The organism is Corynebacterium sp. KPL1818 (genome assembly GCF_000478135.1).
GTDB classification, from domain to species: domain Bacteria; phylum Actinomycetota; class Actinomycetes; order Mycobacteriales; family Mycobacteriaceae; genus Corynebacterium; species Corynebacterium accolens.
In genome coordinates, this window is sequence record NZ_KI515760.1 from 482,225 (window position 1) to 507,400 (window position 25,176).

The following is a 25,176-nucleotide window of genomic DNA, read 5'->3' on the forward strand; positions in this document are numbered from 1 at the left end:
AGCAGTAGAATAGCGGGCATGGCTTTTGCTGCTGAACATCCCCTTATTCCAAATTCTGAACACCGCGTCGTCGGCGAGGTAGAACGTACCCCCGGCAAGTTTCAGGTCATTTCTGATTATGAACCCGCAGGTGACCAGCCTGCGGCCATCAAGGAACTTGATGAGCGCCTCAACCGCGACGAGCGCGACGTTGTGCTCATGGGCGCAACCGGTACTGGTAAATCCGCGACGGCCGCGTGGCTGATTGAAAAGCAGCAGCGACCCACGCTCGTCATGGCGCCCAATAAAACCTTGGCCGCACAGCTGGCCAATGAGCTGCGCCAATTATTGCCCAATAACGCGGTGGAATACTTCGTCTCCTATTACGATTACTATCAGCCAGAAGCCTATATCGCGCAGACCGATACCTATATCGAAAAAGACTCCTCCATTAATGAGGACGTCGAGCGCCTGCGCCACTCGGCCACCTCTGGGCTGCTCTCGCGGCGCGATGTTGTGGTGGTCTCCTCGGTCTCGTGTATCTACGGCTTGGGTACCCCGCAATCCTATTTGGATCGCTCGGTGATTATCGCCGTCGACGAGGAGCTCGATAGGGACCGTTTCTTAAGGCTGTTAGTAGATATCCAATATGAGCGCAACGATGTGGGCTTTACCCGCGGTACCTTCCGCGTCAAGGGTGATACGGTCGATATCATTCCGGCATATGAGGAACGCGCGGTGCGCATCGAGTTCTTCGGCGATGATATTGATTCGCTGTACTATATCCACCCAGTGACAGGTGATGTTATCGAGCAGGTCGATGAAGTGCGCATTTTCCCCGCCACGCACTACGTGGCCGGCCCAGAGCGCATGGAAAAGGCCGTGGCCGATATCAAGGAAGAGTTGGCTGAGCGCCTCGAGGATCTAGAAAACCGCGGCAAGCTCCTAGAAGCGCAACGGCTGCGCATGCGCACGGAATATGACCTAGAGATGATCGAGCAGGTGGGATTCTGTTCCGGCATTGAGAACTACTCCCGTCACGTGGATGGCCGCCCGGCTGGGTCCGCGCCAGCTACGCTCTTGGATTATTTCCCGGAGGACTTTCTTACCATCATCGATGAGTCCCACGTGACCGTGCCACAGATCGGCGGCATGTACGAAGGCGATATGTCGCGCAAGCGAAACCTGGTGGAGTTTGGCTTCCGCCTTCCCTCCGCGGTGGATAACCGGCCACTGACCTTTGACGAATTTGAAGAGCGCGTTGGTCAAACCGTTTATATGTCCGCTACCCCTGGCGATTTCGAAATGACCTCCTCTGGCGGCGAGTTTGTCGAGCAGGTCATTCGCCCGACTGGCCTGGTCGATCCTAAGGTCACGGTGAAACCGACCAAGGGCCAGATCGATGACCTCATTGATGAGGTCCGCGGCCGCATTGCCTCTAAGGAGCGCGTTCTGGTCACCACCTTGACCAAGCGCATGGCAGAAGACCTGACGGATTACCTCTTGGAGCAGGGGATTAAGGTCCGCTACCTGCACTCGGATATCGATACGCTGCAGCGCGTGGAGTTGCTGCGCCAATTGCGCCAGGGCGAATTCGACGTGCTCGTGGGCATCAACCTCTTGCGCGAGGGCTTGGACTTGCCCGAGGTCTCGCTCGTGGCGATCCTCGATGCGGATAAGGAAGGCTTCTTGCGCTCGACAACATCGCTCATCCAGACCATTGGCCGCGCTGCCCGTAACGTATCGGGCGAGGTCATCATGTACGCGGATAAAATCACCGACTCGATGCAAGAAGCCATCGATGAAACGGAGCGCCGCCGCGAGAAGCAGATTGCCTATAACAAGGAACACGGCGTGGATCCGCAGCCCCTGCGCAAGAAGATCGCGGATATCTTGGATCAGGTCTATGAGAATAATGGGGAAGAGGCCGCTGAGTCGGATCCTGCAGCGGTGGTGGAAAAGCGCGATGTCTCCAGCATGGCCACCGATGAGGTTGAGGCTCTCATTAATGACCTGCAGGCACAGATGGGCGCTGCCGCACGCGAGTTGAAATTCGAGCTAGCCGGCCGGCTGCGCGATGAGATTGCTGATTTGAAGAAGGAGCTGCGCGGCCTAAAGGAAGCCGGAATTTAACGCCGCTCGCAGTGTCTCAGTAACAGGCTCCCCCTAAAAGTGCGCACTACTGCAACCATAGGCTTATTGGTTCGGCGTCCTGACTATACTGGGGGCGACTTAATCAGCCGGTTCAATGTGCCGACCTAGTAATTCACCAGCAAGGAGAATCATGCTTACGTATCACACCATCGCCGTCGGTACCGATGGCTCCGAAACTTCCCTGCGCGCCGTGCGCTCGGCTGCATCCATGGCGCGGGCATACGATGCCAAGCTCATCATCGTCTCCGCAGCCTATAACCATTCTGGCTCCATGCTCGGCGCCCCCAGCGGTGAGGGCTCCAGGCTACCGGTGGTCAGCGAGGAAATGGCCGATACCTACCTCACGAACGCGCAGCGGATTGCCGAGTCCGAAGGTGCGGAAAACATTGAAGTGGTCACCACCCCCGGTGACCCCGTCAACGCCTTAATCGAGGTCACGGAGAAATACGACGTTGAGCTCTTGGTCGTGGGCAATCGCGGCGTTAATTCCGTGCGCGGGCGCGTTTTTGGCTCGGTGCCGACGGAACTTACCCATAAATCCAAGGTGGATGTCGTGGTGGTTAACACGAGTGAAAAACGTTAATCACTTTTCATTGTTAGACTTGCAGTAACGCCAAGTTGGCACACTAGAATAGTTAGGGTACACACCCACAAAGAAAGGTCATCATGAGCGACTACAGCACGATTGTTGTCGGTACTGACGGTTCCAAGTCCTCCCTCCTCGCCGTGGAGCGAGCAGCCAAGATTGCCGCTGCATTCGATGCCACGCTGATCATCGGTTGTGCTTACTACGAGAATCAAGAGCAGGCTTCGAAGACCTTGCGTCAGGATTCCGTCACTATTCTTGGTGATGAGAAAGCCGAAGCCAACCTGCAGGCAGGCAAGGAAGAAGCGGAAAAGCACGGGGTTTCCAAGGTAGAAACCGCCGTCCGCCCTGGCACGCCGGTGCAAGCCCTGATGTCCATTGTCAATGACAATGATGCAGACCTGCTCATCGTTGGTAACCGCGGCATTAATTCCCTGACCGGTCGTCTGCTCGGCTCGGTGCCAGCGGATGTGGCGCGTCAGTCCGATTGTGACGTCATGATTGTTCACACCGTTAATTAATCTAGGCCTTCGCCTGACCGGCTTTCGCCTTACCCACCGCAGCGAGTCCTTCACTGGAGCCGCGCGGTGGGTTTTGTGATCCCAGCGGGCTAAAGCACGCCGGACGTATCTCCCACTAGGGTCAGCGTTTGCGTGGCCCGGGTGATGCAGACGTACAGGTTCTGCAGCCCCTGCGGGGAGGCATCGACAATCTCGCGCGGGTTAAGCACGATAACGTGGTCGAACTCGAGGCCCTTGACTGCTTCGGCGTTCGTGGCGTCAATGACCGCGGTCAGGCGGCCATCGTCCTCGGTGGTCACGCCGGGGGTGAAGGTGGCATCGGCAAGCCGGCGCACCGGCTCGCCATCGCGAATGGCAATGGCCGGGGTGGCGTCCGGATCGATGGAGGCCAACAGGCCATTAGCAAGCTCGGTAATGGGCTCAGGTGTGCGGTAGTTGACGGTAAGGAGGTGGTGGCGGAAGCGCTGGGCGATGAACGGCTCCAAGGCCTCGCCCCAGTCATCCACGCCGGCAGGGGAGCCCGTCTGCGAGGTATCGCCAACCAACGTCATCCACCGCGACGGGCAGCGGCGGAAGAGCATCCGCCATTCCATCGGGGTAAGTTCCTGCGCCTCGTCCACGATGATATGGCCAAAGGCCCACGTGTGATCCTCCCGGGCGCGCTGCGCGGTGGTGCGCGTATCCCGTACCTCCTGGCGCTGCGCTAGGGTCTCCGCGTCGATGACGTCGTGCGCCGAAAGAATCTCCGCTTCAAACATGTCATCGTCGTTATCGGTGGATTCGGAGGAGGAAAGAATATCCAGCGCATCTTCTGCATCCGCGATCTGTTCGCGCCACTCGGCATCCTTGGCCGCCTTCTTCTCCTCGGGATTGGGCAGCCCGATGAGGACGGCCAACTCATCTAAAAGGGCAGCATCGGAATCGGTCCAGGCATAACCGTCGGGCCGGTATAAGGCGGCCTGGGTTTCCTCGTCGTAGCCGCGGGCAGCCGAGGCAATGCGTTCGCGGGAAGACAATAACGCGGCGAGTACCTCAGAGGGATCGAGTTCGGGCCAAAAACCATCGATGCAGCCCACCACGGACTCATCAATGGCAAGATCGTCGTGAAATTGATCCACATCCGCGCGGCTTAGGAGGTTTTCCCCGCCCAGGGGATCCGTGCCCACCTTGGTGGCCATCTCCTGGGCCAGATCCTCCACGAAGTGCTCGATGAACGCCTCGCGCGCCTGATTATGCGGCTTGCGTGAGCGGCGGGCGCGGGTGCGCGCCCTCTTCACCATGGAGGGCGTGATGGTCAGGGTCAGGCCCTCCACCGTGATGTCCTGGGGCTCACTTGGCACCTGCTGATAATCCTTGACGGCGGCGCTCAGGATTTCTGCCATGGCTTCGCTGCCCTTAATTTCGCGGCCCACAAGCCCCTCGGTATGGGTGGGAGTAATGCCAGGGAATAGCCCACCGATGGTGGAGAGCACGACACCGGTTTCACCGAGCTCGGGCAGCACGCGGGAAATATAGTCCAAAAAGTTGGTATTGGGCCCAACGATGAGTACACCGGTGGAAGATAGCTGCTCGCGGTGGGTATAGAGCAGGTAGGCAACGCGGTGCAGCGCTACGGCGGTCTTACCGGTGCCGGGGCCGCCTTCGACGACCATGACGCCGCGGGTATTATCCCGGATGATTTCGTCCTGCTCGCGCTGGATTGTCTCCACGATGGACGTCATGTGTCCCGTGCGGGCGCGTTGCATGGCAAAGTACAGGGCGGATTCGCTTGCCACGCCTGCCTCTTCCTCGCGCACACCAGGGCCGTCCAATGCCTCGTCATTGACATCAGTGATCGTGCGTCCGGTCATGCGGATCTGGCGGCGCGTATGCACTCCCTCGGGTTGGGCCGTGGTAGCGAGGTAAAAGGGGCGGGCCATGGGCGCGCGCCAATCCAGCAGGAGGGTGCGGTAGTTTTCTTCGCGTGCATCCAAACCCATGCGGCCGATATAGCGGCGGTCTAGTCCCTCATCAGTTGGGTTATCGCCGGGGGCATTGATATCGATGCGGCCGAAGACGAGCCCCATCTGCGCGACGTTGAGGCGATCCAACTTGGCCTGGAGGCCGTGGTATTCCGTTTCGCGGCGCACGAGGGCATCGGCATCGGGGGTCGCCGGGTCGACCTCGGCCTGGACCTCGTTCAAGCGTGCGTTTGCCGCGGCCACCTCGTCATCGAGGCGGTCAAAAAGGCCATCGACATAGTTCTGCTCGGCTTTGATGGCAGAAATTCCAGCGTTATCCGCGTTGTTGGATGAAGATGCAGTAGCGGGAGAATGAGTTGCTGGAGAATTCTTCGGTGCAGAGTTCACGAAACTCCTCAGAATGAAACACGAAAATTTGGGTGGGCACGCAACCGCGTGCCGCCTAGGGGAGGTTCGAGTTTAGACCTTGCCGTGACAAAGAACAACGGCCCAGCGTAGGGCTGGGCCGTGTGCGAGGGTTAAGGCGAATTACTTAGCGCGCTTTTCAATCTTCTTGATAGCGGCGTCGATCTTCTTATTAGCCTTCTTTTGCAGCTTGTCTGCCTGCTTGGAAGCCTTCTTAGCAGCGCGCTTGGAATCTGCCTTGTCGAGCTTCGATGCGGCGTCATCGGCGCGCTTTTGTGCCTTGTTCGCGGCCTTGACGGCACCCTTGCGGGCGGTCTTGGCGTTGGACTCAGCGGACTTCAGCCAGTCCTTCTTGTTGTCATCAACGTAGGACTTGGCGCTATCGACGGAGTCCTCGATGAAGGACTTCGCGTTGTCCAAGAAATCGCGGCCGGAATCCTGCCAGTCGTCCTTGTTGTCATCGACGTAGTCCTTGGCGTCATCGACATAGGACTTGGCGGTATCTAGGAGGCCGCGACCGGTGGACTGCCAGTCATCCTTGTTGTCATCCACATAGGCTTGAGCCTTCTGGGAGGTCTCATTGAACCAGTCGCCGGCCTTATTGGACAGCTCGCTGGCGCGAGCGGAAAGCTCCTCGCGCTTTTCCTGAGACTCAGACTTGGTGGGCAGCGCCTGCTGAATCTTCTTATTGGTGCGCTCACCGGCCTTCTGTGCGCGCCAGCGCAGGGACGGCTTGCCCTCGGTGTCCTGGGTGGTGATAAACAGCGCGCCGAGCAGGGCGGTATTGGTAATGAAGCCGTTGCGACGGTCTTCTTTTTCCTTCTTATTATCTGCGGCCCAGAAGTTATTCTTGCCCACCAAGTTGGGCACGGTAGCGGCAGCCAGCACGGCTGCGGAGGTGCGCGGTGCCTTGCCCAGAGCCAAGGTGGTACCTGCACCGATCTTTGCGCCGCCAAGGGCGCGGGTAGCTAGCTCCGGATCATTGGGAATGAGGTTCTTGTAACCGGAGGGGACGAACTTGCGCAGGGTCTTGAGGAAGCCTTCGGTTTCCTTGGTGTGCTCCGAGGCATTGCGCAGGTCGTCTACACCTTCCCATACAAATACCGATGCCAGCATGGGGCGGGCAAACTTGCGAATCATAGTCCTTTAAGCTCCTTAGCTCGTTGTTCTAGACCAATCGTGTGATTGACCATTATACGCTGAAATAGCCGCCTAGATCACCACCGGCGCTCCCACCAATCACCCAACTTGGGGCGTTCTTCCCCCAAGGTGGTGGGCTTGCCATGCCCCGGGCGAATGATGGCGTTATCTGGGAACTCCTCGAAGACGCGCTTGGTGACGTCCTTATATAGCCGCACAAAGTCGCCCTCAGAGGTCGTTCGACCCAATCCACCGGGGAAAACGGAGTCTCCCACAAACAGGTTGGTGACGCCGTCAACGGTGGCCACGAGTGCCACGCCGCCGGGGGTATGGCCGCGCAGGATGATGATGGGCAATTTCATTCCGGCAAACTCGATGGAATCGCCCTCGCGCAGCTCAACGTCTACGTCTTCTGGAATGGCCGGCGAATCAATGAAGGAGGCGTAGTGCTTTGCGTTGGTGGCCTGCAGGACCTCGCCGAGCGCCCGCACGTGATCCCAGTGGCGGTGCGTGGTGAGAACGGCGGTGATGTCAACGCCTGCCTCGCGGGCCATGTCGAGGATGGCGGGGGCGTTATCGGCGGCATCGACAAGCAAGCCTTGGTCGCCGGCGGTGAGCAGGTAGCAGTTATTGTCCATCTCCGAAACGGAGATCTGGTGAAGATGTAGCTCGTTAGTCATACGTCCCAGCCTACGGGTACATTCAAGGGGAGATTAAAATCTATGATGTGGAGGCTGGAGCGCAGTGGCAGAACGATTGATTGTGCGAGGCGCACGGGAACACAATCTCAAGGGCGTGGATATCGATATTCCGCGCGATAAAATGGTGGTTTTTACTGGGCTTTCGGGCTCTGGTAAGTCCTCGCTGGCCTTCGATACCATCTTCGCAGAGGGCCAACGCCGCTACGTGGAATCGTTGAGCTCTTATGCCCGGATGTTTTTGGGCCAGATGGATAAACCCAATGTGGAATACATCGGCGGCCTGTCGCCGGCGGTATCCATCGATCAGAAATCCACCAACCACAACCCGCGCTCTACCGTGGGCACGATTACGGAGATTTACGATTACCTCCGCTTGCTCTTCTCGCGTGCCGGCACCCCGCACTGCCCCAAGTGCGATGCCGTCATCGAGCGCCAGACACCGCAGCAGATTGTTGATGCCGTCCTGGAGCAGGAAGAAAAGCTGAAGTTCCAGGTGCTTGCCCCGGTGGCGCGGAAGCGCAAGGGTGAGTTTGTTGACCTCTTCCAGGACCTTTCGGCGCAGGGCTACTCCCGCGTGCGCGTGGATGGTGAGACCCACCAATTAAGCGATCCGCCGAAGCTGAAGAAGCAGGTTAAGCACACCATCGAGGTGGTGGTGGACCGGCTGCAGGTCAAGGCATCGCAGAAGCAGCGCCTCACCGATTCCGTGGAAACGGCTTTGCGGCTTGCCGATGGCCTCGTCACCATCGAATTCGTCGATAAAGAAGAACTCACGCATACCTATTCCGAGAAGGCGGCCTGCCCCAATGGCCACACTCTTACCATTGAGGAATACGAGCCGCGCGCGTTTTCCTTTAACGCGCCCTTTGGCTCCTGCCCGGTCTGCGATGGCTTGGGCACCAAGCTCGAAGTGGATGTAGACCTGCTCATCCCGGATCCGGATGCCCCGGCCGTTGATGCCGTGCAGCCGTGGCATTCCAGCCCGAACTCCCGGTACTTCGTCAAACTCGTGGAAGGTTTAGGCAAGGCCCTGGGCTTTGACCCGCAGACCCCTGTCAGCGAGCTGACCAAGGAGCAGCGCGATGCGTTGATTTACGGCACCGAAACCGAGGTGCGGGTGCGCTATAAGAACCGCTATGGCCGCCAGCGCAATTGGACCGCGCCCTTTGAGGGTGCCGTCGGATTCCTGCACCGCAAATTGGATACGACGGATTCGCAGTCCCAAAAGGATCGGCTGCTGCAATACACCCGCCGGGTGCCGTGTAGCACGTGTAAGGGAACGCGCCTGAAGCCGGAAATCCTCGCCGTGCGCCTGGCGTCGACCACCCATGGCGAACAGTCCATCGCGGGGCTGAGCGCCCTGTCCATCGAAGATGCCTCGGAATTCTTGGATTCGCTGGTCTTAGGACACCGCGAGGAAATCATTGCTGGGGCGGTGTTGAAGGAGACCCAAGCCCGTCTGCGCTTCTTATTGGACGTGGGGCTAAACTACCTCACCCTGGACCGCGGCGCCTCGACCCTGTCTGGCGGCGAGGCCCAGCGCATCCGCCTGGCCACGCAGATTGGATCTGGGCTCGCCGGCGTGCTGTACGTGTTGGATGAGCCGTCCATCGGTTTGCACCAGCGCGATAATCACCGCCTGATTTCGACCTTGCAGCGCCTGCGCGATATCGGCAATACGCTCATCGTGGTCGAACACGATGAGGACACCATTCGCTCGTCCGATTGGCTCGTGGATGTGGGCCCGCGCGCCGGCGAATACGGCGGCGAAGTGGTCTACCAAGGCGAGCCCGCCGGCGTGGAGCAGGTAAAGGAGTCTCTAACGGGGCAGTACCTATCCGGTTCCAAGGTCCTGGCCGTTCCGGATCACCGCCGCGAGATCGATAAAGACCGCACCCTCAAGGTAGTCGGCGCACGAGAAAATAACCTCAAGGGAATTAACGTCGAGATTCCGCTCGGCGTGCTAGTGTGCATTACCGGCGTGTCTGGTTCCGGCAAGTCCACCGTGGTCAATGAGATCCTGGCCAAGACCCTGGCTAATAACTTGAACCGCGCCCGTCAGGTTCCTGGGCGCGCCAAGCGTGTGGAGGGCATTGAGCACCTGGATAAATTGGTGCAGGTGGATCAGAGCCCGATTGGCCGCACCCCGCGGTCTAACCCGGCGACCTATACCGGTGTCTTTGATAAGATTCGCAACCTTTTTGCGGAGACCCAAGAAGCAAAGGTGCGCGGCTACAAGGCCGGCCGTTTTTCCTTCAACGTCAAAGGCGGGCGGTGCGAGGCCTGCCAGGGCGATGGCACCATCAAAATCGAGATGAACTTTCTGCCGGATGTCTATGTTCCGTGTGAGGTCTGCGAGGGCGCGCGCTATAACCGCGAGACCTTGGAGGTCCACTACAAGGGCAAAAACATCGCGGAAGTGCTGGACATGCCCATTTCGGAGGCCGCGGACTTCTTTGAGCCCATCACCTCCATCCACCGTTACTTGGCCACGCTTGTCGATGTCGGCTTGGGATACGTCCGCCTCGGCCAAGCCGCCACCACGTTGTCCGGCGGCGAGGCCCAGCGCGTGAAGCTTGCCTCGGAGCTGCAAAAGCGCACCAATGGCCGCACCATCTATATCTTGGATGAGCCGACAACTGGTCTGCACTTTGAAGATATTCGCCGGTTGATGCTGGTGATTCAAGGCTTGGTAGATAAGGGCAATTCCGTGCTCATCATTGAGCACAACCTCGATGTCATCAAGGCAGCGGACTGGATTGTGGATATGGGCCCTGAAGGCGGTGCCGGCGGCGGCACCGTGGTTGCGCAGGGGACGCCGGAGAAGGTTGCACAAGTGGAAGGTTCCTATACCGGCGGCTACCTCAAGGAAATGCTGCCTTAAAAATAAGGGCGATAGTTTCTGTGAAAAATTGTCCTCTTTTTAAATCATGGACTAGTCTGTGAGGAATGAACCTACGGCAGAGATTAGGAGCGATACTGGCCACGGTATCGCTTGCCGCCGTGGCGGCGTGCTCGTCACCTGAGCAGGCGCCGGATACGGCGGGGGATGGGGCATCGGCAAGCGCTAGCGATAATGCCGATGCCGCAATCGCCAAAGATCTAGACCGCGCAGTTGAGGCAGTGTCCAAGGACTACGATGCCAAAGTTGGCGTGGCCATCGCCGCCGGTAACCAAAAAATCTCCGCGGGAGACAAGGGCGAAGGCCCAGCATGGTCCACCATCAAAGTGCCCATCGCCATTACGGCGCTGCAGGACGGTGCCGATCCATCCTTGGTGGATTTGGCCATCAAGGAATCCGACAACGACGCCGCCTACGCATTGTGGTCGCAGGTGCAGTGGGAGGAAGGCGAGGCCTCAGAGGCGGTGGAAAAGCTCTTGCGCGAGCACGGCTCGAAAGCCTCCATCGAGGAAGGTTCTTTCGGGTATGCCACCTGGCCATTGCAGGAGCAGGCAAATTTCGGTGCGCAATTGCCCTGCATTAAGGAAGCCGAATACGTCCATGAAGTATTAAATGACATCGTGGAATGGCAAAACGTTGGCCTCTCCAAACACACAAGCACCCGGGCAAAAAGCGGCTGGGGACTCGATGAAAATAGCGATGACTACACCTTCCGGCAATTCGGCGTGCATGAAATGGATGGTAAAAGGGTAGGGGTAGCCCTAAGCGTCATCGTCGAGGGCGAGGACTACGAGAATGGCTCCGCCGCGATCGATGACCTTGCCGATGATGTCCTCAAGGCTATTGACAAAGCCATCGCGGATGAAAAACTGGAGCCCGATTCCTCCTGTGAGGATGGCTAGTTCGTTGCGGTTTGCCTTAAGTAGTGGCGGCTGCTAGTGTCGTATCCACTACCGCCCAAGGTACCTTTTCTAGGAACCTGGGTCACAAGCGGAGATTCTCCCACCCGATGCCGCGAACTTCAGGTTCGTTGGATAACGGTAAAGGTAACCAGGCATTCGTGTCTGGCTCTGTGAGATCTCCCGGCTGTCTATGACAGACCGGGTTAGATTCGTTTGTGGTCCACGGTAGGTGAACTCATTACCCATAACCCCCAAATCGAGGAGAACCACAATCAGCGCTGAAGCTCGCATTAATGAGCGTATCCGAGTACCCGAGGTCCGTCTTGTCGGCCCCGGTGGTGAACAGGTGGGTATCGTCCGTACCGACGATGCCCGCAAGCTTGCCTATGAAGCTGACCTGGATTTGGTCGAGGTAGCTCCTAAGGCTAAGCCCCCAGTTGCCAAAATCATGGACTACGGCAAGTTCAAGTATGAGCAAGCCCAGAAGGCTCGCGAATCTCGTAAGAACCAGCAGCAGACCGTGGTGAAGGAACAGAAGTTCCGTCCGAAGATCGACGATCACGATTATGAGACCAAGAAGAGTAACGTAGTTCGCTTCCTGGAAAAGGGATCCAAGGTCAAGGTGACCATCATGTTCCGCGGCCGTGAGCAATCGCGACCGGAGCTGGGTTTCCGGCTTTTGGAGCGGTTGGCCGATGACGTCGCCGAGGTTGGCGTAGTTGAGTCCCGCCCCAAACAGGATGGTCGCAATATGACCATGGTTTTGGGTCCGGTTCGTAAGGGCAAAAAGTAAACCATATTCCACGTAGGATTTAAGGACTTATACTCATGAAGCAGAAGACCCACAAGGGCACCGCAAAGCGCATCAAGGTGACCGGTTCCGGCAAGCTGCGCCGCGAGCAGGCAAACCGCCGCCACTTGCTGGAGGGCAAGCCTTCCAAGCGTACCCGTCGCCTCAAGGGCACCGAGTCCGTCTCCCAGGCAGACACCAAGCGCGTCAAGCGCCTGCTCGGTCGCGCTTAATAGCGCCCAATCAACCCACATCCACCATCTCAACCAGAATTTAAGGAAGTATTACTGTGGCACGAGTAAAGCGCTCAGTTAACGCAAAGAAGAAGCGTCGCGCGATCCTGAAGTCCGCCAAGGGCTACCGCGGCCAGCGTTCCCGCCTGTACCGTAAGGCTAAGGAGCAGTGGCTGCACTCTATGACTTACGCTTACCGCGACCGTCGCGCGCGTAAGTCCGAGTTCCGCAAGCTGTGGATCCAGCGCATCAACGCTGCTGCCCGCATGAACGACATCACCTACAACCGCCTCATCCACGGCCTGCGCCTGGCCGAGATCGAGGTAGACCGCAAGATCCTCGCCGAGCTTGCCGTCAACGACTTCGAGGCTTTCTCCGCACTGTGCGAGACCGCTAAGGCCGCCCTGCCTGAGGACGTCAACGCACCGAAGGCCGCGTAAGCCTCTCCAGCTACATAGCTGATTGCCCACTCCATACCGCTCGACGCGGTGAGGGGTGGGTTCTGTGCTATCTCACTGCCTCAAGCCTGCTAATAACCTGTCCGTTGTGTGTGCTAAATTAATGGAGCTATAAACCCAGCATTTGCAAGGAGAACTCCGCGCCATGACGAGCCCATATAACCGCGAGCAACCAGAAGGCAACCCTTATTCGAGTCAATTTTCCGGCCAGGATCGGCCGTATTACTCCCAGGAATTCCACTCTGGTGGCTATCCGCAGCAGGGCTACCCGCAGCAGGGCTATCCTCAGCAACAATATGCGGCGGCAGGTAACCAAAAGTCCTGGGTAGCTGCGTTGCTTCTGTGCTTCTTCTTGGGCAGTGTCGGCGCGCATAACTTCTACACTGGCCGCACAACTTATGGCGTCGTGCAGTTGTCGCTGAATATCCTCGGCTGGTTTACCTTCTGGTTCCTATTGGGCTTCCTTTTCTGGACCGTTTTAGGAATCTGGGTGTTCATTGAGTTCTTCATGATTCTCCTTGGCGTGGGCGATTACGACAAGGACGCACGCGGAGTCCCGTTAAAGAAGTAATTTTTTGCCATGGCCCTGCCGGATTTCTGGCAGGGCTTTGTCATGTCTGAGGCGTGAAACGAGCAGTTCAGCGCCCAAGGTAGGGTAGGGCCTATGAATTTAGACTTTGACTCCGCCTTTACTGAACGCACTCCGCGCATCGTCAACGCGGCGAAATTGCACCGGGCTGCTAATCGTAAGAAGGCCAAGCAGTTCATTATCGAGGGCGAAAATGCGGTGGATGCTGCGGTGTCTACGGGTGCGGCGACGGACGTATTCGTGACGGAGAAGGCTGCCGAGCGCTTTGCGGACATCGTTACGGCCTGTGGGTATATGGATGTCTACGTCCACCCCATTACGGACAAGGCCGCCAAGCACCTGGCCGATACCGCGACGACGACGGGAATTTTCGCTCTGTGCAGTTCCTTCGTCTTGTGGTCTGCGGGAAAGATCCTCAACGGGAAGCCGAAGTTGATTTCGGTACCGGTTCTTACCTCTGAGCCCGGAAACGCGGGGACGTTGATTCGGACTTCGGATGCGATGGGTGCCGATGGCGTGATTTTCGCGGGCGAGACTGTGGATCCCCTAGGCAGCAAGGTTGCCCGCGCTTCAGCCGGCTCCTTATTCCACGTCCCCGTCGCGCGCGATCCAAATATCAAGGACGTATTGGGGCAGCTGCGCAAGTCTGGCATGCAAATCGTCGCCACAGCCGCGGATGGGGAAGTAGAGCTTGCCGATGCCGACCTCTCCCAACCCACCGCCTGGCTCTTCGGCAATGAAGCCCACGGGCTGGGCGAGCTGCTTGAAGAGGCCGATATGCGGGTACGCATCCCGCTGCGGGGGCGCGCGGAGTCACTCAACCTTGCCACCGCGGCCAGCATCTGCTTGTACGAATCCGCCAAGGCGCAGGACCAGAACTAGACCGTAATCGCGTTGCTCCGCGGTAACGAATGAAAAAGGGGTCCCTGGGGCTGTCCGTGTCCTAGTGACAGAGTAAGATTGCACGCGTTAGTTTTCGCGCGAGAAGAAGGTACGAAGTACGTGTCCGATACACCGCAGATCGAATTGACCGAACAGGCCCTGGGGGCCGCGGCCGATAAGGCTATCGCAGCCTTCGAAGCAGCAGAGACGCTAGAGGATCTCACCGCTGCTCGCCGCGAGCACTTAGGCGATAACGGGTATATCCCGCAAGCCCGCCAATCCCTCGGCCAAATACCTAAGGATCAACGCAAAGCCGCCGGCAAGGCCGTCAACATGGCCCGCGGCAAGATGGAAAAGCGTTTTGCGCAGGTCAAGGAGGAATTGGAGCAGCAGGCCCGCGAGGCCCAGCTCAAGGCCGAAACCGTCGACGTCACCATTCCTACGACCCGGGCGCAAACGGGTGCGCTGCACCCCATTACCTCCTTATCGGAGCGCATTGCCGATATTTTCGTTGGCATGGGGTGGGAAATCGCCGATGGCCCAGAGATTGAGGCCGAGTACTTTAATTTCGATGCCCTGAACTTCAAGCCGGATCACCCAGCGCGCACCCTGCAGGATACGTTCCACGTGGGCAAGGAAGGCTCCAAGCAGGTGCTGCGCACGCACACCTCGCCGGTGCAGGTGCGCACGATGCTCGAGCGCGATGTGCCGCTGTACATCGCCTGCCCAGGGCGCGTTTTCCGCACGGACGAGCTGGACGCCACCCATACTCCGGTCTTCCACCAAGTGGAGGGCCTAGCCGTAGATAAGGGCCTGACCATGGCTCATTTGCGCGGAACGCTCGAGCACCTAGCCAAGGTGCTCTTCGGACCCGAAACCACGACGCGCATGCGCGTGAATTACTTCCCGTTCACGGAGCCTTCCGCCGAGGTAGATGTCTGGTTCCCCAATAAAAAGGGCGGCGCCGGCTGGATTGAATGGGGCGGTTGCGGAATGGTCAACCCCAACGTGCTGCGCGCGGTAGGCGTTGACCCGGAAGAATACACGGGCTTCGCGTTCGGCATGGGCCTTGAGCGCACCCTGCAATTCCGCAATGGACTGACCGATATGCGCGACATGGTTGAAGGCGATGTCCGCTTCACCCTGCCCTTTGGCGTACAGGCTTAAAACCCAGAAAGGATAGATACATCATGCTTATTTCCCAAGACTGGGTTACCCGTATCCTTGGCGCCTCCAATCCGAATTGGAGCGTGTCCGCTGCCGATATGGACTCCGGTTTCGTCCGCGTGGGGTTTGAAACCGAAGGATATGAGCCGATCCCTGAGACCACTGGCCCGTTGGTTATCGGCCAGGTCGTAGAAATCGAAGAGCTCACGCAGTTCAAAAAGCCCATTCGGTACTGCCAGGTCAACGTTGGCCAGGCAAATGGCACCGGTGAATTGCAGGGCATTATCTGCGGTGCGCGTAACTTCCGCTTGCACGATTACGTCGTAGTTTCCCTGCCCGGCGCAGAGCTGCCCGGTGGGTTCAAAATCGCGGCGCGCGAAACCTATGATCACATCTCCAATGGCATGATGTGCTCCGCTGCTGAGCTGGGACTTGGCGCGCAGGCAAACGGCATCATCGTGCTGGGGGAGGAAGTCGCGGACATGGTAGGCGAAGATGCCCGTCCAGTCATCGGACTGTCCGATACCGACTTTGACGTCAACATCACCCCGGACCGCGGATACGCGCTATCTGCGCGTGGCTTAAGCCGCGAAATCGCCTCTTCCTTTGACTTGGAGTTTAAGGACGTCGCCGATGATCCAGCGGTGGCCGGGATCGATACCTCTGCGGTTCCAGAGGCAGAAGGCTCGCTTATCAACATCGATCTGCGCGAGGAGACCAAGGCGCAGCGATTTGGCGTGCGCAAGGTAAGCGGCATCGATCCGCAGGCACGCACCCCATTTTGGATGGAGCGCGAACTCATGCTGTGCGGCCAGCGCAGCGTCAATGTGGCAACGGACGTGACCAACTACGTCATGTTGCTATTGGGCACCCCGATGCATGCCTTTGATGCCAATGAAATCGCGGGCGATCTCACGGTGCGCAATGCACAAGAGGGCGAGAAGTTTGAGACCCTCGATCACGTCACGCGCGAGCTCTCTGGTGAGGACGTGGTCATCTGCGATGACAACGGCATCCAATCTTTGGCCGGTGTTATGGGCGGCACGCACTCAGAGATTTCTGATCAGACCACCGATGTCTACTTCGAGTCCGCTATCTGGGATCCCATTACCGTCGCCCGTACCTCTCGCCGCCACAAGCTTTCCTCTGAGGCATCCCGCCGATTTGAGCGCGGCGTCGATCCAGCCATCGTTGAGGCGGCCCTCGACATTGCGTGTGCATTGTTGCACTCCATCGCGGGCGGAACGGTGGAAAAGGGTCGCACCCTCGTCGGTGAGGTAACTCAGCCACAGGCCATCCGTTTGCGTGCGGAAAAGCCGAGTGAATACGCCGGCGTCGAATACTCCCGCGAGACCGTTATCTCTTGCCTTAAAGAAGTGGGCTGCACGGTCGAGGAAGGATCGGATTCGGTTCTGCAGGTCACGCCCGCGACGTGGCGGACCGATATTTCCATGGATGTTGACCTCATCGAGGAGGTCCTGCGCCTGGAAGGCCTGGAAGATATCCCCACCGTTCTGCCCACCCCGGCAGGCGGTCGCGGTTTGACCCCAGCGCAAAAGCGCCGCCGCGCCATCGGCCACGGTTTGGCTTATGCCGGCTATGCAGAGGTTTTGCCCACGCCGTTTATCGCAAACGACACCTTTGATGTGTGGGGCCTTGCGGCTGACGATGCCCGCCGCAACACCGTCGCCGTGCAGAATCCCTTGGAATCTGACAAAGCCATCTTGGCCACGACGTTGCTTCCCGCAACGCTTGAGGCTTTGGGCCGCAACGTAGCTCGCGGCCGCAAAGATCTGGCGCTCTATGGCTTGCAGCAGGTGGCCTTCAAGCGCGCAGAATCTTCGCCCATGCCGTCTGTTGCACAGCGTCCTGGTGATGAAGTGGTAGAAGAACTCCTGCGCACGCTTCCTGAACAGCCCTTGCACGTGGCAACCGTTGCAACCGGCAAGATGGAGCACGAGGGCCCGTGGGGCGAAGGCCGCGATTACACCTACGCGGACGCGATTGAATCCGCACGGCTGGTGGCCCGCGCCGCTGGCCTGGATATCGAGGTTGAAGCCGCGGACCACCTGCCATGGCACCCAGGCCGGTGCGCCGCCATCAAGGTGGCAGGAACAGATGACATCGTGGGCTATGCCGGTGAATTGCATCCGCAGGTGCTCGAAGCCCTCAACCTGCCACCGCGCACGTGCGCGATGGAGCTTGATATCACCGCGCTGCCGCTGACCGAGCGCTTCCCAGCGCCGGTATTGTCGGCATTCCCAGCTTTGCACCAGGACATCGCGCTGGTGGTGGATGAAGATATTCCAGCGGAAAAGGTGCGCGCCACGGTGGAAGAGGGCGCAGGAGACCTCATCGAGTCGGTCGACCTGTTTGATATCTTCCGCGGTGAGCAATTGGGTGAGGGCAAGAAGTCCTTGGCCTTCCAGCTGCAATTCCGCGCTGCGGACCGTACTTTGACCGATGAGGAAGTCAACGAGCACCGCACGACGGCCGCCGAATTGGCCAAGGAGCGATTCGGCGCAGAAATGCGAGCATAGGACGGGCCAGAAGCCCACCCTTTTGCATTAAACGGCGAAGAACCAGACTTTGGTGGAACATAAACCACTCGGGTCTTGGGTCTTCGCCGTTCTGCGTTTTCATGCAAAAAATTAATTTCTTTCATGTCCTCTGAGCTGGGGAAAGTAACCCAATTAACTGAATAACATACAGTGGAACGTATTTCTTGCTATAGTTCCTCGTATGACGATTTCAGTAGCAGTGGCAGGGGCCACAGGGTACGCCGGCGGCGAGATACTGCGCCTGCTGCTATCCCACCCTGCCTATCACTCCGGTGACCTGCGCATTGGCGCCTTGACGGGTAATTCTCAAGTGGGCCAGCGCGTCGCAGAAATCATGCCGCACCTGCCGCAACTGGCAGATCGCGTCATTACTGACACCACGCCCGAAGAGTTAGCCGGACACGACGTCGTCTTCTTGGGCTTGCCGCATGGACACTCGGCGCGGCTTGCGGAGCACTTAGGCGATGAGGTCACCATCATCGATTGCGCCGCCGACTTTCGGCTGCGCGAGGAGAGCGATTGGGCAGCCTACTACGGCGGGGACTATGCGGGGCAGTGGCCGTACGGTATCCCTGAAATGCCAGACAATAGGTCGAACCTCACAGGTACGAACCGGGTAGCCGTGCCCGGCTGTTTCCCCACGGCCGTTACCTTAGGGGCGTTGCCTGCCATTGCCCGCGAGTTCGTGGAGCCCGCCCTGTCTGTGATCGCTATTACCGGCGTCTCCGGAGCGGGAAAGAAGGCATCCGTCGCGCAATTGGGCGCAGAGACCATGGGTAACGTCAAGGCCTATAAACCAGGTGGCACTCACCGGCATACCCCGGAAATCGTGCAGAACCTGCAACCATTTTCCCACGACGAGGTATCCGTGAGTTTCACCCCGGTGCTTGCACCCATGCCCCGTGGGATTCTGGCGACGATTACGGCGGGGCTGAAAGGGGGCATCGGCAAGCAGCAGGTGCGCACCGAATTCGAAGAATTTTATGCAGATGAGCCTTTCTGCCTCGTGCTGCCAGAAGGCCAGCAACCGGAAACCCAGAACGTGGTGGGTACGAACATGGTGCATATCCAAGCCCACGTCGATGACAATTCCCACCGCCTCATCATCACCGCGGCGCTCGACAATTTATGCAAGGGCACTGCCGGTGCCGCCGTGCAATGCATGAACCTCGCGCTGGGATGGACAGAAACTTTGGGATTGCCCCAAGCCGCAGTCGCCCCGTAGGGCTGCGCATTACTTAGAGGAGAATATGATGACTACACCAGGAATCACAGGACCCGCCGGATTTAGCGCCGGAGCGGTAAAGGCCGGAATCAAGCCTTCCGGCAAGTCGGACTTGGCATTGATTATCAATGAAGGCCCGCGCTCGGACGCCGCGGCAGTGTTCACGCGCAATCGCGTGGTGGCGTCCCCAGTTAAGGTCTCCCGCGAGGCGGTAGCGGATGGCCAGCTGCGCGCCGTAGTCATCAACTCCGGCAATGCCAATGCGTGCAACGGCGCGCAAGGCGATGTCGATGCACGCGCGATGGTCGATGCCGTATCCCATGGCACGGAAATCGCCGTGAAGGATATTGCCATCTGTTCTACCGGGCTCATCGGTGAGCCGTTGCCTATGGACAATGCACTTGCGGGCATCGCGGACGTCGTCGATCACGTGGGCACGACCCCACAGCACGGCAATGACGCCGCCACTGCGATAATGACCACGGATACCGTTCCTAAGGAATCCGGTTATACGGGCGATGGGTGGTCTGTGGGCGCTATGGGCAAGGGCGTTGGCATGATGGCGCCATCGCTTGCCACGATGCTGGTCTGTATTACTACCGATGCCGTCGCTGACGCAGCTACCCTGCAGAACTCGCTGGAGAAGGCCTGCGCACAGACGTTTAATACGTTGGACGTGGACGGTTCGACCTCTACCAATGACACCGTGATTGTCATGGCTTCCGGGGCCTCCGGCGTGCAGCCCAGCTCAGAAGAGTTGGACCAGGCAATCCTAGAGATCTGCGCGGATATTGCGGATCAGCTCCAAGCCGATGCTGAGGGAGTGACAAAGCGCGTCAAGATCACCGTCGAAGGCACGGGATCTGATGAGCAAGCGCTCAATGCCGCTCGCACCCTGGGTCGGGACAATTTATTTAAGTGCGCCATGTTTGGCTCCGATCCCAACTGGGGCAGGGTATTGGCCGCCGTCGGCATGGCGGATGCGGACATGGACCCAGACAATATCTCCGTCTACTTCAATGACCAGCCGGTATGCGTGCACTCGACGGGCGCGTCCGGAGCCCGCGATGTGGACTTGAGCGGGGCGGATATTGATGTCCGCGTGGATCTCGGCACCGGCGGTGAGGGTACAGCGTTCGTCCGCACCACGGACTTGTCCTACTCCTACGTTGAGATTAACTCGGCGTATAGCTCCTAGGAGGAGAAATGTTTCCCGGATTAAATAATCAAGAACGCGCTACGGTGCTGGCTGAAGCCTTGCCGTGGCTGCAGCACTTCCGCGATAAAATCGTCGTCGTCAAGTATGGCGGCAACGCCATGGTGGATGAGGAGCTCAAGGAAGCCTTTGCTGCGGATATGGTGTTTCTGCGCACCATTGGAGCAAAGCCCGTTGTCGTCCACGGCGGCGGACCGCAGATCAATTCCATGCTGGATAAGCTCGGCATAGAAGGCGAGTTTAAGGGCGGTTTCCGCGTCACCTCGCCCGAAATCATGGACGTGGTGCGCATGGTGCTATTTGGCCAAGTCGGCCGCGGTCTGGTGAACCTCATTAACTCGCACGGGCCCTACGCCGTGGGCACAAGTGGCGAAGACGCTGGGCTTTTCCGCGCTACCAAGCGGTTTGTGGAGGTAGAAGGAGAGGCAACCGATATCGGGATGGTGGGCGATATCGTGGAGGTCAATCCGGCAGCCGTCAATGACATCATCGAAGCCGGCCGCATCCCGGTGGTCTCAACCATCGCACCTGGAGCCGATGGCGAGGTGTATAACATCAACGCCGATAGCGCCGCGGGTGCGCTAGCGAGCGCGCTGGGAGCAGAGCGCCTGGTCATTCTGACCAACGTGGAAGGCCTTTATACCGACTGGCCGAATAAGGATTCGCTAGTCTCCAAAATCGAAAGCGATGAGCTTACCGGGCTGCTTCCCGGCCTGAGCTCCGGCATGATTCCCAAAATGGAATCCTGCCTCAATGCCGTGCAGGGCGGGGTATCCGCGGCGCACGTCATCGACGGCCGAATAGGCCATTCTGTGCTCCTTGAGCTTTTAACTCCGGGTGGCATTGGAACGATGGTCCTGCCCGATGATTACGAAAAGCACGATTATCCCGAAGGCACAGTGTTCAGGAAGGACGATATCGCATGAGCACGCAAGAAGCATTAACCGGCCGGTGGTCAGAAACGCTGGCTAATACCTATGGCCAGCCGCCACTCGGCCTGGTGTCCGGGGAGGGCGCCACCCTTACTGATGAAAACGGGAAAACCTACATTGACCTGCTGGCCGGTATCGCCGTGAATTCCTTGGGCTATGGCAATGCGGAGGTAGCAGATGCTGTTGCCAAGCAAAGCCGCACCCTTGTGCATACCTCCAATCTTTTTGCCACCCAACCCGTGCTAGACGCCGGGGCAAAGCTGATTGAACGGGTGGGCGATAGTGAGGCGCGCGTATTTTTCTGCAACTCCGGATCGGAGGCAAACGAGGCGGCATTCAAGCTCGCGCGGCTGACCGGTAGGCGGCGCATCCTTGCTGCGCACCATGGTTTTCACGGCCGCACGATGGGCTCTTTGGCCATGACTGGGCAGCCTGATAAGCAAAAGGCATTCCGCCCACTGCCTAGTGGCGTGGAATTTTACCCTTACGGCGATATCGACTACCTGCGCCAATTAGTGGAGCAAGACGCCGCGGATACCGCCGCCATCATCTTCGAGCCCATTCAGGGCGAGACCGGAGTCATTCCTGCTCCTGCCGGTTTTATGCGGGCCGTTTCTGAGTTATGCGATGAGCACGGCATTTTGCTCATCGTCGATGAGGTCCAAGCCGGGGCTGGGCGCACGGGGCAGTTCTTTGCCCACGAGTTTGAGGGAATTTCCCCCGATGTCATCACCATGGCCAAGGGGTTGGGTGCCGGACTGCCCATCGGCGCCACCATCACCCGTGGGCGCGCCAAGGACTTATTCCAGCCAGGTTCCCACGGGACCACCTTTGGCGGAAACCCCGTGGCGTGTGCGGCGGCCAATGTTGTACTCGATGCCCTGGATCAGGAGTTCTTGAATGAGGTCTCCGCCAAAGGCGAGTACTTGGCGCAGCAAGTCAAGGAGATTCCCGGGGTCAGCGAGGTGCGCGGGCGCGGTCTCATGCTCGGAGTTGTATTAAATGCACCGGTTGCTCGCGAGGCCGTCAAGCGCGGATTCGCGCAGGGAATTATTCTCAACGCCCCGAGCGAGAACGTCCTGCGCCTTACCCCGCCGCTGATCATATCGCAGCAGGAAATTGATGCTGCCCTGGAAAAATTACGCACCATTGTGGAGGAATTAGTATGAACTTGCGCCATTTTCTAGCCGATGATGACCTGAGCCCAGAGGAACAAAAGGAAGTCCTCGATTTGGCGGTCCAACTCAAGGCCGACCCGTTCGCGCGGCGCCCATTGGAGGGGCCAAAGACGGTAGCCGTCCTTTTTGATAAGACATCCACGCGCACCCGCTTTTCCTTTGAAACTGGAATCGCGCACATGGGCGGCAGCGCCATTACCGTTGATTCTTCTGGCACTCATATGAGTAAGGGCGAGTCTTATCAGGATACGGGCGCGGTCTTGTCCCGCTACGTGGAGGCCATCGTCTGGCGCACTTATGCCCACGACAACCTGGAACAGATGGCCGAGACTTCGACGGCGCCGCTGGTCAATGCGCTTTCTGATGACCTGCATCCCTGCCAAATCCTGGCCGATCTCCTGACCTGCCGGGAAAACCTAGGTGACCTTACAGGCCGCAAGGCGGTCTATCTTGGGGACGGCAATAATAATATGGCCAATTCTTATATGATTGGCTTTGCTACCGCAGGCATGGATATTTCCATCGTGTCGCCGGAAGGGTTCCAACCGCGTCCCGAATTTGTCGAGCGCGCACGGCAGCGCGGCAATGTGACGGTGACCGATGATGTGGAAGAAGTTTCCGGCGCTGATGTGGTAATAACGGATACCTGGGTATCTATGGGACAGGAAAACGATGGGCAGGACAGGCACACCCCGTTCTTGCCGTATCAGGTCTCTAAAGACGTGATGGCAAAGGCAAAGAAGGACGCGATTTTCTTGCACTGCCTGCCGGCCTATCGTGGAAACGAGGTGACCGCAGAGGTTATCGATGGACCGCAGTCCCGGGTATTTGATGAAGCGGAAAACCGCCTGCATGCCCAAAAGGCATTGCTGGTGTGGTTGCTCGATATCAATAAGGAGAATAGCTAGCCATGAGTACCCCGAGCACTCGTACTGCCCGGCAGGCAAAGATTTTGGAAATCCTGGACCGCAATCGCGTCACGAGCCAGGTCCAATTATCGGAGCTCTTGTTGGCAGAAGGCATCGACATTACGCAGGCCACGCTCTCGCGAGATCTTGATGAGCTGGGAGCAAAAAAGGTCAAGCGAGATGGCGGGCGCTCGTACTATATGGTCGCCGGCGAGCTGGAGCAATTCGAAGACCAGGTGGGCGGTCCGCGCGAGAAGCTGCGGCGCATGTTGGATGAATTGGTGGTCTCCCACGATTCCTCGATGAATATTGCGATGCTGCGCACACCAGCGGGCGCGGCGCAATACCTCGCCAGCTTTATCGACCGCGTGGGTCTGCATGACGTGGTGGGGTGCATCGCTGGTGATGACACCATCTTTGTGCTGGCGCGCGAGGGAGTTACCGGCGCAGAATTGGCGGAGACGCTGACCTCGCAGAGGATTTAATAAATTGTGGCATTCTCACACCCGCTCGTATATTATTTAACTAACCGAATTGTTTTCAATTAATTAAGGAGTCTTAGCATGTCTGCACGCGTAGTCTTGGCCTATTCCGGTGGCCTCGATACCTCGGTAGCCATTCCATACTTGGCAAAGATGACCGGCGGCGATGTCGTTGCCGTTTCCCTCGACTTGGGTCAGGGCGGCGAGGATATGGAGTCCGTACGCCAGCGTGCGCTCGATTGCGGTGCGGTGGAATCCATCGTTATCGACGCCAAAGATGAGTTTGCGGAGCAATACTGCGTGCCCACCATTAAGGCGAATGGCATGTACATGAAGCAGTACCCGCTGGTATCTGCCATTTCCCGCCCGCTTATTACCAAGCACCTCGTAAAGGCCGCGCAGGAGCACGGCGGAACGCACGTTTCTCACGGTTGCACCGGTAAGGGCAATGACCAGGTGCGTTTTGAGGTGTCCTTCCGCGCCCAGGATCCATCGCTAGAGATCGTCGCCCCAGCGCGTGATTATGCATGGACCCGCGATAAGGCCATCGATTTTGCCGAAGAGATTAACCTGCCCATTGAGCAATCGGCGGCCTCGCCATTTTCCATCGACCAGAACCTGTGGGGCCGTGCGGTAGAAACCGGCTTCCTGGAGGATCTGTGGAACCCACCGACAAAGGATCTCTACGCATATACCGAAGACCCGGGCCTGGGCAATGCTCCGGATGAGATCATCATTTCCTTTGAGAAGGGTGTTCCGGTTGCCGTCGATGGCAAGAAGTTGACCCCGCTGCAGGTCATCGAAGAAGTCAACCGCCGCGCCGGCGCCCAGGGCATCGGCCGCCTAGACATGGTGGAGGACCGGTTGGTGGGCATTAAGTCCCGCGAGGTTTACGAGGCACCGGGTGCCATGGTGCTCATCCAGGCTCACGAGGCGCTGGAGGATGTCACCGTGGAGCGCGAGCTGGCACGCTACAAGCGCCTGACGGATGCGCGGTGGTCCGAGGAGGTTTACGACGGCCTGTGGCACTCGCCGCTCAAGCGTTCCCTGGATGCCTTCATCGAGGAATCCCAGGAGAACGTCACCGGCGATATCCGCCTGAGCCTGCACGCAGGTACTGCGACCGTCACCGGCCGCCGCTCCGGCCAGTCGCTGTACTCCTTCGATCTGGCTACCTACGACACCGGCGATACCTTCGACCAGACCGCTGCAAAGGGCTTTGTCCAGTTGCACGGCTTGTCCACCCAGATTTCCAACCAGCGTGACCGCGAGGGTGGTTTCCCCACCAGCGCAGAAAAATAGGC

General features: G+C 58.6%; 22 protein-coding genes. 19 read left to right on the forward strand and 3 right to left on the reverse strand.

Features of this window, described 5'->3' with window-relative positions; translation table 11 throughout:
* Window positions 1–18: 18 nt before the first annotated feature.
* The 3 genes from uvrB to HMPREF1261_RS11895 all read left to right on the forward strand — a co-directional run bounded on the left by uvrB (window position 19) and on the right by HMPREF1261_RS11895 (window position 3,240).
* On the forward strand, window positions 19–2,112 hold the full coding sequence (gene uvrB, locus HMPREF1261_RS11885; protein WP_023031133.1) for an excinuclease ABC subunit UvrB: 2,094 nt from the start codon (window positions 19–21) through the stop codon (window positions 2,110–2,112).
* A gap of 151 nt (window positions 2,113–2,263) precedes the next feature.
* On the forward strand, window positions 2,264–2,716 hold the full coding sequence (locus HMPREF1261_RS11890; protein WP_005280318.1) for a universal stress protein: 453 nt from the start codon (window positions 2,264–2,266) through the stop codon (window positions 2,714–2,716).
* 83 nt (window positions 2,717–2,799) lie between these two features.
* Complete coding sequence (locus tag HMPREF1261_RS11895) at window positions 2,800–3,240, forward strand: universal stress protein (protein WP_005282685.1); 441 nt, start codon at window positions 2,800–2,802, stop codon at window positions 3,238–3,240.
* 89 nt (window positions 3,241–3,329) lie between these two features.
* Here the strand turns inward: HMPREF1261_RS11895 and HMPREF1261_RS11900 are convergent, their stop codons facing one another.
* From HMPREF1261_RS11900 to HMPREF1261_RS11910, 3 genes are all read right to left on the reverse strand, one after another.
* A complete protein-coding gene (locus HMPREF1261_RS11900) occupies window positions 3,330–5,588 on the reverse strand; it encodes a UvrD-helicase domain-containing protein (protein WP_023031134.1) in 2,259 nt (752 codons plus the stop codon).
* Between the two features lie 141 nt (window positions 5,589–5,729).
* Entirely contained in the window at window positions 5,730–6,746 is a 1,017-nt protein-coding gene (locus HMPREF1261_RS11905) for a DoxX family protein (RefSeq protein WP_023031135.1), read from the reverse strand.
* Window positions 6,747–6,823: 77 nt separating this feature from the next.
* Complete coding sequence (locus tag HMPREF1261_RS11910) at window positions 6,824–7,426, reverse strand: MBL fold metallo-hydrolase (RefSeq protein WP_023031136.1); 603 nt, start codon at window positions 7,424–7,426, stop codon at window positions 6,824–6,826.
* A gap of 64 nt (window positions 7,427–7,490) precedes the next feature.
* On the opposite strand from HMPREF1261_RS11910, the gene uvrA reads away from it, so the two are divergent.
* The 16 genes from uvrA (at window position 7,491) to HMPREF1261_RS11990 (ending at window position 25,174) form a co-directional block, all read left to right on the forward strand.
* Window positions 7,491–10,331 carry an excinuclease ABC subunit UvrA gene (uvrA, locus tag HMPREF1261_RS11915; RefSeq protein ID WP_005282689.1) on the forward strand — a complete coding sequence of 947 codons (2,841 nt, stop codon included), beginning with the start codon at window positions 7,491–7,493 and terminating at the stop codon, window positions 10,329–10,331.
* Window positions 10,332–10,396: 65 nt separating this feature from the next.
* Entirely contained in the window at window positions 10,397–11,251 is an 855-nt protein-coding gene (locus HMPREF1261_RS11920; protein WP_023031137.1) for a hypothetical protein, read from the forward strand.
* Between the two features lie 229 nt (window positions 11,252–11,480).
* Window positions 11,481–12,044 (forward strand): translation initiation factor IF-3, encoded by a 564-nt coding sequence (gene infC, locus HMPREF1261_RS11925; protein ID WP_081445494.1) that lies wholly within the window; start codon window positions 11,481–11,483, stop codon window positions 12,042–12,044.
* A 35-nt stretch (window positions 12,045–12,079) separates the two neighbouring features.
* Complete coding sequence (gene rpmI, locus HMPREF1261_RS11930; RefSeq protein ID WP_005280326.1) at window positions 12,080–12,274, forward strand: 50S ribosomal protein L35; 195 nt, start codon at window positions 12,080–12,082, stop codon at window positions 12,272–12,274.
* Between the two features lie 56 nt (window positions 12,275–12,330).
* Window positions 12,331–12,714: a 50S ribosomal protein L20 gene (gene rplT, locus HMPREF1261_RS11935; protein WP_023017886.1), complete on the forward strand. Its 384-nt coding sequence runs from the start codon at window positions 12,331–12,333 to the stop codon at window positions 12,712–12,714.
* A gap of 163 nt (window positions 12,715–12,877) precedes the next feature.
* Window positions 12,878–13,303 (forward strand): TM2 domain-containing protein, encoded by a 426-nt coding sequence (locus HMPREF1261_RS11940; protein WP_023031138.1) that lies wholly within the window; start codon window positions 12,878–12,880, stop codon window positions 13,301–13,303.
* A 93-nt stretch (window positions 13,304–13,396) separates the two neighbouring features.
* Window positions 13,397–14,203: an RNA methyltransferase gene (locus HMPREF1261_RS11945; RefSeq protein WP_023031139.1), complete on the forward strand. Its 807-nt coding sequence runs from the start codon at window positions 13,397–13,399 to the stop codon at window positions 14,201–14,203.
* Between the two features lie 120 nt (window positions 14,204–14,323).
* On the forward strand, window positions 14,324–15,370 hold the full coding sequence (gene pheS / locus HMPREF1261_RS11950; protein WP_023031140.1) for a phenylalanine--tRNA ligase subunit alpha: 1,047 nt from the start codon (window positions 14,324–14,326) through the stop codon (window positions 15,368–15,370).
* A gap of 23 nt (window positions 15,371–15,393) precedes the next feature.
* On the forward strand, window positions 15,394–17,910 hold the full coding sequence (gene pheT / locus HMPREF1261_RS11955; protein ID WP_023031141.1) for a phenylalanine--tRNA ligase subunit beta: 2,517 nt from the start codon (window positions 15,394–15,396) through the stop codon (window positions 17,908–17,910).
* Window positions 17,911–18,112: 202 nt separating this feature from the next.
* Window positions 18,113–19,156 carry an N-acetyl-gamma-glutamyl-phosphate reductase gene (gene argC, locus HMPREF1261_RS11960; protein WP_023031142.1) on the forward strand — a complete coding sequence of 348 codons (1,044 nt, stop codon included), beginning with the start codon at window positions 18,113–18,115 and terminating at the stop codon, window positions 19,154–19,156.
* A 28-nt stretch (window positions 19,157–19,184) separates the two neighbouring features.
* Window positions 19,185–20,354 (forward strand): bifunctional glutamate N-acetyltransferase/amino-acid acetyltransferase ArgJ, encoded by a 1,170-nt coding sequence (gene argJ / locus HMPREF1261_RS11965; protein ID WP_023031143.1) that lies wholly within the window; start codon window positions 19,185–19,187, stop codon window positions 20,352–20,354.
* Between the two features lie 8 nt (window positions 20,355–20,362).
* Window positions 20,363–21,298 (forward strand): acetylglutamate kinase, encoded by a 936-nt coding sequence (argB, locus tag HMPREF1261_RS11970; RefSeq protein WP_005282711.1) that lies wholly within the window; start codon window positions 20,363–20,365, stop codon window positions 21,296–21,298.
* Complete coding sequence (locus tag HMPREF1261_RS11975; RefSeq protein ID WP_023031144.1) at window positions 21,295–22,473, forward strand: acetylornithine transaminase; 1,179 nt, start codon at window positions 21,295–21,297, stop codon at window positions 22,471–22,473. Before argB ends, HMPREF1261_RS11975 begins: the two co-directional genes overlap by 4 nt.
* Window positions 22,470–23,390, forward strand: a complete 921-nt coding sequence (gene argF, locus HMPREF1261_RS11980) for an ornithine carbamoyltransferase (protein WP_023031145.1) — start codon at window positions 22,470–22,472, stop codon at window positions 23,388–23,390. Before HMPREF1261_RS11975 ends, argF begins: the two co-directional genes overlap by 4 nt.
* A 2-nt stretch (window positions 23,391–23,392) precedes the next feature.
* Window positions 23,393–23,875, forward strand: coding sequence for an arginine repressor (locus tag HMPREF1261_RS11985; protein WP_005282729.1), 483 nt, complete (start codon window positions 23,393–23,395; stop codon window positions 23,873–23,875).
* A 78-nt stretch (window positions 23,876–23,953) separates the two neighbouring features.
* Window positions 23,954–25,174, forward strand: a complete 1,221-nt coding sequence (locus HMPREF1261_RS11990) for an argininosuccinate synthase (RefSeq protein ID WP_023017895.1) — start codon at window positions 23,954–23,956, stop codon at window positions 25,172–25,174.
* Window positions 25,175–25,176: the final 2 nt, after the last annotated feature.